Origin of the sequence: Clostridium chromiireducens (genome assembly GCF_003575225.1) — a bacterium.
GTDB classification, from domain to species: Bacteria; Bacillota; Clostridia; order Clostridiales; family Clostridiaceae; genus Clostridium; species Clostridium chromiireducens.
On sequence record NZ_QXDJ01000003.1, the window covers coordinates 435,162 to 446,652 of the forward strand.

Sequence of the window (11,491 nt, forward strand, 5' to 3'; positions counted from 1 at the left end):
AGTGAGAATCGAAAAGTGAATATCCAAATTTTACATTTGGGTATATGAACCTTCTCTGTGAGCGTTTGTTATTTGAGGCTAGCACTTTGAGTGCAACTTTATAGCCTTAGAACCACCAATCAGGATTGCCCAAAAACTGTAACAAAAGTATATTACTTATTTCGGTGAGGTATACGCATAAGTATAGATTTATCAGAATGGCTCGTCCACTATTTCTACATGTTTATCTGCTCCGTTATTAACTTCTTCCACTGAAAGATCAGTAATTTCTTGATTGGAGTTATTATTGATTTCTTCTTTAACTTCATCCAGTGTTGATTCAATAATATCTTCATGAGTATATTCATTGGTGCGGGTTATTGACTCTATTAATAAGTCACTATCATCACTAGTACACACGAAATTCTTGCATGCCTTATTTATCACTGTTTCTTTAGCCATTTCATGTGCAAAATTTTTGTGAGCACCACTTTGCCCTTCTGACTCACCTTGATTCCATGAACTTTTAATTTGATTAATATTCATTATTTCAACGTAATTTAAATTATCTTCCTTTACTACAACTGCATAGGCACCTTTGATTTTGTTAGTATCAATATTTTCAAACTTTTGCTCATGCCTCTTTATCTCTTTAAGTCCAGTTTCTAAGTTTAGTTCATATGAAAATTCATCTCCTTCGTATAATACATTTGCAAATACATTTCTAACGCCTTTTAATCTCTTTGTTGCTGCTATATTTCCTAAATATGATTTCGTAAGTTGAAGTTTTCCATCAAATTCTATGAAGCAACATTGCTTTTTAGCTGGGCTTAGGCCTTGAATTATCATGTCCAATAATGTATTTATAATGCTTGTTTGACTGCAGCTTTGTAATAATGGTTTCTTTTCTTTGTCTAATGTTTCACTTAAAATTGAGTAGGCACTTTTAAGAACATTTGAATAATTATAATTAGGTGACATTGTTATATCTCCTGCCCCTTCTAATGCTTCAATTCTGCTTAACACCTTTTCTGTAATATTTTTTTCCTGAACTGACGCTGCATTGTTATTTTCCATTATGAAGCCACCTCAACTTTCAATTCTTCATTTAAACTAACTACTAATCTAATTAATTGACTGTCTGTATGAATTATTTGATTTATGGATTCTGCATTATCAATAAAGACTGGTGCATAAACTCCGTAGTGTTCACATAAAGTGTTTAATATACTGAGTCCAGCATTCATTTTACTTGCAGTATTTGCATCACTAAATGGAACTCCATTTATAAGAGCTTCACAGGTTTCACTTAGTCCTCCATTTATTTGGTTTTCAAATAATTTAAATGTTACTGCACCTTTGAATTTCTTATTGATACTATCTTCTAGCAGCTCAACTTTTGTTCTTATAAACTCTTCGCTAAGATAAAGCTTGCCTTCAAGTTCTGCAATTTTAATTTGCAGCTTCTTCTCTTCTTGATTAAGTGCTTCCATTCTTTTTTTCAAATCTTCATTAACATCTTTCTTACCTAAGGTAATATTTATTTCTTCTAATTCATCTTGGAAAGTTTTCTTTTTTACTTTATGTTCACTATTGTCATTAAGTTTAAACTTGTCCATTTCAGCCCGTATTGCATTAATTTGAGTTTGCAATTCTTCTTCGCCTTCAAATTTTATTATTTGGGGATGTGTTAATAGCTCTTTTTCCTTCTCAAGTTTTTCTAGATCTGTATCAAGATTAGATTTTTGAGCTTCTAATTCAATTACTTTTAGACGTAGTGATTCTGCATCATTTTCATTATTCTTAATTTTTTCCGTAAATTCTATTATGTCTGCAGCTGCTTTTTTACCTTTAGTTGTGATTACTGCTAAAACATTTTCTTTTGATTTATTAAATTTAAATAATGCATCAGCTTTAATTTCTTGAATTTTATCTACATCATATTCCCTGCCGCAATGAGGACAAGAAACTAGTTCAGTATCAAATTCAAATATCCTGTCATACTCAAGGTGGTATTTATTAAGTAAAGTTTGTTTTTCTGACTTTAGTTTTTCTAATTCTTCTTTTGCTGATTCTATATAATTAAAGATTCTTTCTCTTTTACTTTCAAAGTTTTTTATATTAAAAGCAGCATCTTGAATTTTATTCCTAGTTTCATTGATTTTATTTTGAATATCATTTAATGGTTTAACTGACTCTAAATGTGCCCTATTTCTTTTCTCACTAAGCTCGTCTGTTAGTTTGAATAATTCTTCCTGCAATTTTAATTTTTCTTCACTAGCCTTGCTGCTATCTGCAATTTGTTCATCAAGAGAATTTATATAACCCAAAATAACTTCTTTTCTAAGCTTAAGTGCAGCTGCATCAATTACTTTTATATTGTTATTACATTCATCAATCCTAGCTGGAATAGACCTAACTTCTTCCTTAAGCTTTGCAAGACTTGCTTTAACTCTTTTATTAAAGTTATCAACGCCATCTGTAAGTAATGGTAATAGCACCTTAAGCTTTGAATTATAGTTGATTACCTTTTCGTCAGTTATGTCACCTATAATATCTAAAAGAATTTCCCTTTGCTTTTGCCAATTCATGTTAGGAAAATATAAGGGACTTGTAATCATCTTAAATAAGTTTTCATCTATTATTCCATTAATAATTGCCTGATATTCTTTTTGTTTAACTGGAATTTCATCCACATCAAAATCAGTTGTACAGCCCTTAAACTCCTTTTCAGCCTTTCCATTAGGTTTAACCCAACGTTCTTTTAAAGTTCTTTTCAATGTTTTGTGAGTTCCATCTATATTTAAAACTAACCTTACTGAATGTTCTAAGCCATGAATTACATTATTGTCAGGATCTAATGTCTGTATTTCAAAATCGCTTCTGCCATGTGAATCCTTTCCAAATAATGTCCACATGAAAGCATCAAATACAGTTGATTTTCCTGTTCCATTTTCTCCTAATATTGTTGTTAAGGCTGCAAAATTTATTGTTAATTCCTTAATTCCCTTGAAATTTTTTAGAATCAATTTTTCAAGTTTAATTTTCATTTTCATCCTCCAATAAACTTTTAAATTTACCTATGCAGTTTTTACAAAGTATAATTCCATCTACTTCCTTTAAATCGCTTTTTACCCTTTTACAGCAACTGCATCCTGAGGAATATTTCTTAATTGTTACTGAATCATTCTCCACAAAAAATTCAACTCTATCCTCTTCATTCCAGTTAAGTTGTCTTCTTAATTCTTTTGGTATAACCACCCTCCCTAATGTATCAATTGGTCTTGTCACTCCAGTTACTTTCATTCTTTCATTCCCCTTTTTTTAAATTTATAATCATGTAAATTTCTATTTCTTACATTTTCTCTAAGTTTCTCAAACTCTTCATTAATATGTTTTATTAATTTTTCTTTTTTAGTCTAATATTTGATTTCCTGAATATAGATATCAAATTTACGAATTTGATTTATAATTTCGGTAAGTCACCACACAACTCAAGATTCACATTCTTCAATTTCTCTAAAATTTGTTTTGCTATCTCTACACCATACTTAGCTACTATTGCATCTGCTAAAATATGATGATATTCTCTTCTCATTTCATCGGTTATAATTCCTTTAACTTCTACTATAATTTCTCTATTTCTTTTCATATTAATCACCTACATAGAAATTCATAGTATTGTATTCATTTGTAAATAAATTTGATACAAATTATTTAGGCAGATGGACTTGTTATATTTTTATCGTGCCTTAGTACAAGCTGTTTCTTTCAGTAAACTCTCTTCTAGCAGTTTCTTAATAATATATACTTGTCCTTTTCCAGTTACTTTTGTAGTATGATAAGTAAAAGTTTTTTCTTTAGACGTCCTGCAGCCTTCAACAATTTCAAAGTGTCCTTTATCTATAAATTCCTGCTTAGGTTCTGTTGTATTTTTAAAGATCATTTTCCAATCTCTAAGCTTTTGCCATAATCTTTTTTCTCCAATAATTATTCCTTGCTTACATGCTATCTTTGCAACTTCTCTGACCAATAAACTATTTTCAGAAATGGCAATTTGATTAATAAATTTGCTTTTATCCTCTAACTCAACATCTTTAGCTATTATAATTTCATCTTTTTTTAATATAGTGTTTTGAGATATTTGTAGTGCTCTTGCCATTATTTCAAAATCACTCATATTCTCATTTACTGGAATATATCCTCCTGTTATTCTTATCTGCCTAAGAACTGCTTTAACTTCCTTTTTGAATTTCTTAGCTATCACTTTTCTGCTTTGCATTAAAACTTCATATAAGCCATCTTCTTTTAAATAAAGCTTGTTTCCACCACTATTACTATTTGTAATAGTCACTTTTTCGTCATCATCAATAGAAATTAACATTTTTGAAACGTTGTAATAGCCTTCACTTGTTTTTGAATAATCAATCCATTCTGCTACATCTTTAGCTAAAAATAATGGGTTTTCTGCGCTGCCATAAACTTTAAAGTCTTTTCCTAAAAGCTGTTGCTCTCTAATAACCTGTAAGTTTTTCACTCTTTCTCCTCCTACCACTTAGAATATTTTCTTAGGAACTGGACAAAATAACCTCATATAGTATTCAATAAGTTTACCTCATGAGCAAAAAAAAGCTGTTCTATTGGCACATTTAAGTAATCAGATATCTTTTTAGATTCATCAAGTGAAAATTTAGTTTTTCCAGTTTCTTTATTGCTATAAGTTGTTAATGTAATTCCTAATATTTTTGCAATTTTTTCTTGCTTAATACCTTTTAACATTCTATAAGCTTTCAATGTTTTATTTGCCATTCTATTAACACCCCCTTGAGTAAACTTTTTGTTTACCGAACATATTAATATCATAGTAAACTTTTCGTTTACTGTCAACAGCTTTTTTATAAACTTATTAAAATTATATTCAATTTGTTTACTCGTGTTTTATAAAGTCAACTAAATGTTTATAATTAATTACATAAGAAAGTTAAGACACATGAAAATAACTGACAAGTCCAATGGATTTATTATTTATTTGAAAGTGCCTAAATATAGGAGTGAGAAATATGAGTAATACTCTTAATGAACGAATTAAAGAAAGAAGATTGTTATTAGGATATAATCAACCAGAATTAGCTAAAATAATGAATGTCAGTAAACAAACTGTTTCTAACTGGGAAAATGGAAATAGAACCCCTGATGCTGAAACGCTGTCTAAGTTAAGTGATTTATTTTCCGTATCCGTTGATTATCTTTTAGGAAAAACAGATATAGTTGCATCTCCAACTGTTGATGGATTAGATCTAGAATTAACTAAAAAAGATGAGAAAGATATAGAAAAAACTTTAAATAAAACTCTTGAAATGTTAGAAAAGCAAGAAGGCCTAATGCTCTCAGGAGAACTTATAGACGAAGATGACTTTGAATTAATTAAAGCAGCTATTCAAAATGGACTTGAATATGCTAAAAAGGTAAATAAAAAGAAATTTACACCGAAAAAATTCAAAAAATAAAAATGGTAATGGTCAATAATTGGGGGTATTTATTTGAATAAAATTATCAATAAAAAGGTCGCTCAGCTAAAGAAGAAATATCACACGAAAAATCCATTTGAACTTTGTGAATATCTTGGAATAAAAATTTTATATGAGAATCTTGGTAAAAATATAAATGGGTTTTATCAAGCTGCTCCTCGTAATAAAATAATTCACATTAATATAAATTTAGATGAATCTTCAAGATATTTCACATGTTCACACGAATTAGGACACGCTCTCTTCCACAGCAAACTTAACATATTGTTTTTAGAGAAAAATACTTTTATCATTAAAAACAAACTGGAAAATGAAGCTGATTTTTTTTCAGCTAATTTAGCTATTGATGATGATGAATTAAAAGGCGATAATTTCGAAAATATGACTATTGAACAAATAGCCGCACAGCTCCATGTGCCTATAGAATTATTAAAATTGAGATTAAAGCATATCTCAAAATTAGTAACTAACCACTAAGCAGCTCCCCTACTATGTAATCCTTTTATATTTGACATTTAAGTCTAGAATATTTAAGTATTTTTTTTATTAAATTATAATGGAATTTTATTGCTTGTAAGTAAATTTTTAAATCATTATGTATTAACAGGTAGTCTAAACTTAAGTTAAAACCTGACTACCTGTTTTTAGAGTATCTATCAATGATTTAATCTAACATAGGTATTTTTTAATATTGTTATGGAAGCCATCTGAATAGTTAATCCATATGCATTTGATATTACTCCTGCTGGATTTACTGTAAACTTTTCTTTTGTAAATGAATCAACTTGATATAAAAAACATATTTAAATTTATAAATATTGTCTATGTCTGTCTAATAAAATTAAAATTTTAGGCTCTGTTAAAAAATAATGTTGAAAATTAATCAATAAGAAAATGTGAAAAGATAGTTGAAATTAGCATACCTACATCATTTTATTGGAGGCACAAAATTTTAGACGCTATTAGAACAAATTAAGCGTGGTAAGCATAAAGAAGGTATATATCATATACAACACATTAACGCATTTCATAGCAAACTAAAAAAATGGATGGATAATTTTAATGGTGTTGCAACTAAATATCTTGCTAATTATATGTATTGGTTTAAATGGTTAGAAGTCTTTAATACAGAGAAAGATACTGTTAAAAGTAAAAATCTATTGGTACAGTCTCATGCTTGTCATTCTGATACTAAATTAAAGGATTTTAGATTTAGAGAGGAAATTTATATATAGTTATACTAAGTATTTGAATATTTGCAGTTATGTAGTATATAATTAAACAAATGGACAATTGTAAATTATGATGAATTAGATAGAGGTGGAGTGAAATGAACTGGAATGGTATACTACCAGTTTTAACTGGGGTAATTTATTTAATATATTCTGTTTTAGTTAGAGATAAAGTTAATTATAAAAACAGAAGATTTAGTAGAAGAAACGAAATGACAATCATAAAATTAAATGAATTTTTGAGGTTACAGTTGAATTTTTCGGTATTAAGTTCCATATGTTGTATGATATCTGGAATGTTAATAATAATATTCAATCTTAATGATTTATTTATTTTGGTAGTGCCTATAGTATTCGGTCTGATGGATTTTTTATTAGTAGTAAAAAGTAAACTGAAGGGGTATGTATACTATAAATAATATATAATTGAGGGTTAGATTAAGTCGTATCTTTCTACAATGGTGAAATAATGGAACTCTTGAAAAGGAGTTCCATTATTATATGCTATATTATCAACACTATTTGTTAATATAGCTAAATTTTATTGATAAATACATACCCCACTACTTAATGAATTTCTAAAATTACTTTCATAAGATTCTTACTCATTACCGCAACGCTTTTACTTGGTCTTGTCAAATACTCCGCCCTCCTTTCTTGAAATTCAAATAATTTTGAATTTAAAAACACATCATTCATTTAGAATGATGTGTTTTGGAGTTGATACACAAGTTGAGAATATTATGCATGAATCTTGGTACCGGAAATGTTTATTAGGCATAGAACTTTATTCTTTAATAACTGGTATCCAAATTTCGCTTTTGTAGTCAGTTGCACTCAAATCACCTTTTGAGTACCACTCCACTTCTGGCGCTTCTGCATGCTTATAACCAGATGTAGGAAACCATTCTGAAAAAATCCTTCCCCAAATTTCTGCCATAGCTGTAGGCATAGGACCGGTTATTTCAAATATCGCCCATGTAAGAGATGGTATTTCAAGTTCACACAATGTTTCGGGACAGCTTTTTTTCGTTGTGGTGGCGATATAGTAGTCAGTTGTATTGTCATCATACATTCCACTGTATACGCCTAATAAACCATATGGTTCAGTGTCCCCCAGTCCAGCGATTTGCTCAAATGTGTCTGATGAGGTCTCACTCCACATCCTTCCGATGTTTTCACCTAAACCTTCAATATGCGAAAACCTTTTCTTTACACCTACAATAGTAAACGAATCTTTTTGCTCAATTCTGTAGTTCATTTCAACCACTCCTTTTAATATTTGGATTCTTAGAAAGCATAATCGTAATTCTTGTTTTATACAAAGGATTTTCCATCATCTGAATAACTTTATGCATTTTGAACCACCCCAGTAACTTATACAAAATGATTTTTATCCATTACCTTTATTCCTTCATCTAATTATGATTTATACATAATTAACTATTATGCATAAATTATAACATATTTCGTAATTTGTGTATTATCAAAATTTCATTTAGGGAAAACTTTGTAACTAGTAAAGAGCTGTGTGGTGTCAATCAATCCAATAAAAAATCCCCCAATAATAGGGGGGATATAAACCAATTGTAAATGATAGCCCCCTCCTCTTATATTTGGTGGGGTTCCCAGATCACCATCATTATTATTTGAATTTGTTACTTCATCTAATATTAATGCTGAAGATATTTTCACTAGCCATTTATCTCCGTTCTCTAAAATATCGTTTGATGCTACATCCTCAAGCCAATTAAAAATTTCAAGTGAAACTTGTTGCGTTTTTATCCCTGCTTTCTCAATTATTGCAACTGAATATTTTGTTCTTTGAATTGCCTCTAACATTTAAAATTTCATTTAACCGAATTCGCCAATCAAATTAGTTGCATAAGAAACTAATTTGTGGTATTTTAATATTAGTTGCAAAGGAAACTAATATTATAAAGGAGAGAACATTCATGGAAAAAGATAAACAAAAAGACAACGTTCTTTGGACAAAAAATTTCGTTATTATCAACGTCATAAACTTATTAATATTTTTCGGATTTCAAATGTTATTACCTACACTTCCGATTTATGCAAAAAAACTTGGAGGGACAAACTCTGTCATTGGATTAGTAACTGGAGCATTTGTAGTATCTTCAGTAATAATTAGACCAATCTCAGGATTACTTCTTGATAAATTAGGCCGACAAAAGGTGTTTTTAGTTGGATTATTTATATTTATTATATCTGTATTTTCTTATTCACTAGTTCCATTTATTAGTGCAATTCTTATACTACGTTTTATCCATGGCTTTGGATGGGGTGCAGTAAGTACAGCTTCTAATACAATTGCTTCTGATAATATACCAAAGGATCGTTTTGGAGAAGGTATGGGATATTTTAGTTTGACAAGTAGTTTAGCTATGGCAGTAGCTCCTACGATTGGACTATTTGTAATATCAAAATATAACTTTCAAATTCTATTTCTAGTATCTACCCTACTAGCGGTGCTTGGAGGCATTGTTGCTTTTAAATTAGAATACAAAAAAATTGAGAATAAAGAGCAAACTAAAACAAAGACCTCCTTGTATGAAAAAGTATCTATAAATCCTTCTATTATAGTATTTTTTATAACAATAACTTATGGTGCATTAACCAGTTTCTTACCTCTTTATGCTTCACAAAAAGGCATAGAAAACATTGGAGTTTTCTTTACAGTCTATGCAATATCCTTATTCATATCTAGACCAATATTCGGTAAAATAATAGATAAATTAGGTTTTGACTATGCGATCATTCCAGGTTTTATATGTGTGATTATATCAATGGCATTGTTATCTGAGGCTTCAAATATCAGCATGTTTTTAATCTCCGCATTTATTTACGGAATAGGCTTTGGAGCAACTCAATCTAGTTTACAGACAATGGCAATGACTGGGGTTCCACCTTCGCGTTTAGGTGCTGCCAATGCTACATTTTTTACTGCATTTGATTGTGGTGTAGGATTAGGTGCAGTAATTTTAGGAGTAGTTTCAGCAAACGTTGGATATGCTCAAATGTATCTTTGGGCAAGTGGATCAGCTATTATAGCTTTTATTCTTTATTTTATTATTGGTAGAAAAAGAAAACTTCAAAGTAAATCATTGAAACTATAATTATTTATCTATATAATTTAAGATGGTTTTATCCGATAGCTAGCATCCGTAACACTCCCTTTTATTTAAGCGGGAGATAACGGCTGCACGCTCATGGACAAGGTGCCCCTTGAGGGTATAAGTTCAACTAAATTAAGCTGGAGTTAAAACTCCACCTGAAAAGTTTCACTTTATAGGAAACTAATGTAAAGGAGATAAGTAAATATGGAGAACATTAGTAAACTTAATGCAGCAATTTATAGAAATGCTCAGAGTATAATAAATTCAAAGCTTATAGATTTAAATATTAGAAGCGGTCAACATGATTTTTTATATGTGATTTCAAAAAATGAAGGTATAAGTCAGAAAGAATTAAGTGAATTTCTGTATGTGGGTAAATCAACTACTGCAAAAGCAGTTAAAAATCTAATAGAAAATGATTATGTAAAAAGAGTTCAAGATGAAAGTGATAAGCGTATTTATAGATTATATTTAGCAGCGGAAGGAAAAAAAGTCATTCCTAAAATAGAATCAACATTTTTAGAATTAGTTGCTATTTTTTCTAAAAACTTATCAAAGGAAGAAGAAGAACAAACAGTTATTATTCTAAAAAGAATCCTCCATACCATTTCTGAAGAAAAAAATAAAATAAATTCTGATATTGATTAATTTATAGATTATTTCATCTTTTGCAAATGTACATAGATAAACAAACTATGACTTAGACTTATGCATATAGCCCACCCCACCCCACAACCACCTGTAAACAGTTATTTAAGCCACATACAGATAATTGTGGGGTTTATGGTGCAGGCGAAGCTTGACCTTTGAAATCCACTATAAACAAAAGAAGGTTTATATTTGTGTGATGAAGATGAAACTTCTCCGTTTTAAATTCACAAAACTCACAATCCCCGCTTGGGGATTTTTTTTATAGATAAAATGAATATGTATTTTAAAACATATTAAAATCCCATTTCCAGGTTAACCAATTCTTAACTTTTTATTTGTTATACTGTACTCACAGGTTGCAACACTGATAAAAAATCTGGAGGTAATTATTATGTTAAATAGAAAAATAAAAAAAATAGGAACTTTAATGTTGACTTTAGCAGCACTTTCAATGGGAGGGCAAACAGTTTTTGCAGCATCCCAAGAAAATATTCAAGTTGCTCAAGAGGGAAAGACAACAGTTACTTTTGATGGTAAGGATGCAATTGCAAATAAATTAGTGAAAGATGGTGTGATAATAAGAAATTATGGCGATAACTCTAATTCAGAAATTACTATGGCTCGAACAACAAATGATGAAGAATTTATAAAATACATTAAAGAATTAATAACAAAGGATACTAAAATTATTGACAAAGCAAGTGGAAAAATGGTTAATGCTTCAGATGCAGATTTAACTAATAAAGAAACATTAGATGAAATAATAGATGAATTAATTAAAGAAGGTAAGATTGTAAAAGCAGATGCAGCACAAAGCATGGAAGCAGGAACTACTGAAGCAAGAGCAATAAATGATGGGAAGATTGCAAAGGCCGTTGAAATTCAGAAGACAGAGAACGGAGATATAAAAATTGAGAAGTGTTAGTAAAAGAAGGTAATATTGCGGGAGCTACTAATACTTAGA

Annotated in this window: 14 protein-coding genes and 2 pseudogenes; 7 read left to right on the forward strand and 9 right to left on the reverse strand. The window is 29.7% G+C overall.

Annotation, left to right across the window (positions count from 1 at the left end):
* Positions 1–192: 192 nt before the first annotated feature.
* The 6 genes from D2A34_RS13370 to D2A34_RS13395 form a co-directional block, all read right to left on the reverse strand.
* Positions 193–1,056, reverse strand: coding sequence for a RecT family recombinase (locus D2A34_RS13370; protein WP_119366940.1), 864 nt, complete (start codon positions 1,054–1,056; stop codon positions 193–195).
* On the reverse strand, positions 1,056–3,029 hold the full coding sequence (locus D2A34_RS13375) for an AAA family ATPase (protein ID WP_119366941.1): 1,974 nt from the start codon (positions 3,027–3,029) through the stop codon (positions 1,056–1,058). The genes D2A34_RS13370 and D2A34_RS13375 overlap by 1 nt, the downstream gene beginning before the upstream one ends.
* Complete coding sequence (locus D2A34_RS13380) at positions 3,019–3,285, reverse strand: AbrB/MazE/SpoVT family DNA-binding domain-containing protein (RefSeq protein ID WP_119366942.1); 267 nt, start codon at positions 3,283–3,285, stop codon at positions 3,019–3,021. Before D2A34_RS13380 ends, D2A34_RS13375 begins: the two co-directional genes overlap by 11 nt.
* Before the next feature lie 160 nt (positions 3,286–3,445).
* Complete coding sequence (locus D2A34_RS13385; RefSeq protein ID WP_119366943.1) at positions 3,446–3,631, reverse strand: hypothetical protein; 186 nt, start codon at positions 3,629–3,631, stop codon at positions 3,446–3,448.
* A 90-nt stretch (positions 3,632–3,721) separates the two neighbouring features.
* Positions 3,722–4,516, reverse strand: coding sequence for a phage antirepressor (locus tag D2A34_RS13390; RefSeq protein ID WP_119366944.1), 795 nt, complete (start codon positions 4,514–4,516; stop codon positions 3,722–3,724).
* 53 nt (positions 4,517–4,569) lie between these two features.
* Positions 4,570–4,788 carry a helix-turn-helix transcriptional regulator gene (locus D2A34_RS13395; protein WP_119366945.1) on the reverse strand — a complete coding sequence of 73 codons (219 nt, stop codon included), beginning with the start codon at positions 4,786–4,788 and terminating at the stop codon, positions 4,570–4,572.
* Positions 4,789–5,039: 251 nt separating this feature from the next.
* Here D2A34_RS13395 and D2A34_RS13400 point away from each other — a divergent pair, with 251 nt between their 5' ends.
* A complete protein-coding gene (locus D2A34_RS13400) occupies positions 5,040–5,486 on the forward strand; it encodes a helix-turn-helix transcriptional regulator (protein ID WP_079440626.1) in 447 nt (148 codons plus the stop codon).
* A gap of 33 nt (positions 5,487–5,519) precedes the next feature.
* A complete protein-coding gene (locus D2A34_RS13405) occupies positions 5,520–5,984 on the forward strand; it encodes an ImmA/IrrE family metallo-endopeptidase (protein ID WP_119366946.1) in 465 nt (154 codons plus the stop codon).
* A gap of 236 nt (positions 5,985–6,220) precedes the next feature.
* Here the strand turns inward: D2A34_RS13405 and D2A34_RS27570 are convergent.
* Positions 6,221–6,310 (reverse strand): annotated as a pseudogene (locus tag D2A34_RS27570) (PhzF family phenazine biosynthesis isomerase); the annotation flags it as partial.
* Between the two features lie 162 nt (positions 6,311–6,472).
* Here D2A34_RS27570 and D2A34_RS26740 point away from each other — a divergent pair.
* Both D2A34_RS26740 and D2A34_RS13415 read left to right on the forward strand, forming a co-directional pair.
* Positions 6,473–6,742: pseudogene (locus tag D2A34_RS26740) on the forward strand (IS1595 family transposase); the annotation flags it as partial.
* A 95-nt stretch (positions 6,743–6,837) separates the two neighbouring features.
* Positions 6,838–7,158: a hypothetical protein gene (locus D2A34_RS13415; RefSeq protein WP_119366948.1), complete on the forward strand. Its 321-nt coding sequence runs from the start codon at positions 6,838–6,840 to the stop codon at positions 7,156–7,158.
* A 368-nt stretch (positions 7,159–7,526) separates the two neighbouring features.
* On the opposite strand, the gene D2A34_RS13420 is transcribed toward D2A34_RS13415, so the two are convergent.
* Positions 7,527–8,000 (reverse strand): GyrI-like domain-containing protein, encoded by a 474-nt coding sequence (locus D2A34_RS13420; RefSeq protein WP_243128338.1) that lies wholly within the window; start codon positions 7,998–8,000, stop codon positions 7,527–7,529.
* A 233-nt stretch (positions 8,001–8,233) separates the two neighbouring features.
* The gene (locus tag D2A34_RS26745) at positions 8,234–8,581 is read right to left on the reverse strand and encodes a hypothetical protein (RefSeq protein ID WP_182629377.1); all 348 of its coding nucleotides are present in this window, start codon (positions 8,579–8,581) and stop codon (positions 8,234–8,236) included.
* A gap of 113 nt (positions 8,582–8,694) precedes the next feature.
* Between D2A34_RS26745 and D2A34_RS13430 the strand changes: the two genes are divergently transcribed.
* The 3 genes from D2A34_RS13430 (at position 8,695) to D2A34_RS13440 (ending at position 11,452) form a co-directional block, all read left to right on the forward strand.
* Positions 8,695–9,876, forward strand: a complete 1,182-nt coding sequence (locus D2A34_RS13430; protein WP_119366949.1) for an MFS transporter — start codon at positions 8,695–8,697, stop codon at positions 9,874–9,876.
* A 204-nt stretch (positions 9,877–10,080) separates the two neighbouring features.
* Positions 10,081–10,524 carry a MarR family winged helix-turn-helix transcriptional regulator gene (locus D2A34_RS13435; protein WP_119366950.1) on the forward strand — a complete coding sequence of 148 codons (444 nt, stop codon included), beginning with the start codon at positions 10,081–10,083 and terminating at the stop codon, positions 10,522–10,524.
* 394 nt (positions 10,525–10,918) lie between these two features.
* A complete protein-coding gene (locus D2A34_RS13440; RefSeq protein WP_119366951.1) occupies positions 10,919–11,452 on the forward strand; it encodes a hypothetical protein in 534 nt (177 codons plus the stop codon).
* Positions 11,453–11,491: the final 39 nt, after the last annotated feature.

Coding starts and splice junctions, on each gene's coding strand:
- D2A34_RS13370 (WP_119366940.1), bottom strand. CDS start 1,056: ATGGAAAATAACAATGCAGCGTCAGTTCAGGAAAAAAATATTACAGAA.
- D2A34_RS13375 (WP_119366941.1), bottom strand. CDS start 3,029: ATGAAAATTAAACTTGAAAAATTGATTCTAAAAAATTTCAAGGGAATT.
- D2A34_RS13380 (WP_119366942.1), bottom strand. CDS start 3,285: ATGAAAGTAACTGGAGTGACAAGACCAATTGATACATTAGGGAGGGTG.
- D2A34_RS13385 (WP_119366943.1), bottom strand. CDS start 3,631: ATGAAAAGAAATAGAGAAATTATAGTAGAAGTTAAAGGAATTATAACC.
- D2A34_RS13395 (WP_119366945.1), bottom strand. CDS start 4,788: ATGGCAAATAAAACATTGAAAGCTTATAGAATGTTAAAAGGTATTAAG.
- D2A34_RS13400 (WP_079440626.1), top strand. CDS start 5,040: ATGAGTAATACTCTTAATGAACGAATTAAAGAAAGAAGATTGTTATTA.
- D2A34_RS13415 (WP_119366948.1), top strand. CDS start 6,838: ATGAACTGGAATGGTATACTACCAGTTTTAACTGGGGTAATTTATTTA.
- D2A34_RS13420 (WP_243128338.1), bottom strand. CDS start 8,000: ATGAACTACAGAATTGAGCAAAAAGATTCGTTTACTATTGTAGGTGTA.
- D2A34_RS26745 (WP_182629377.1), bottom strand. CDS start 8,581: ATGTTAGAGGCAATTCAAAGAACAAAATATTCAGTTGCAATAATTGAG.
- D2A34_RS13430 (WP_119366949.1), top strand. CDS start 8,695: ATGGAAAAAGATAAACAAAAAGACAACGTTCTTTGGACAAAAAATTTC.
- D2A34_RS13435 (WP_119366950.1), top strand. CDS start 10,081: ATGGAGAACATTAGTAAACTTAATGCAGCAATTTATAGAAATGCTCAG.
- D2A34_RS13440 (WP_119366951.1), top strand. CDS start 10,919: ATGTTAAATAGAAAAATAAAAAAAATAGGAACTTTAATGTTGACTTTA.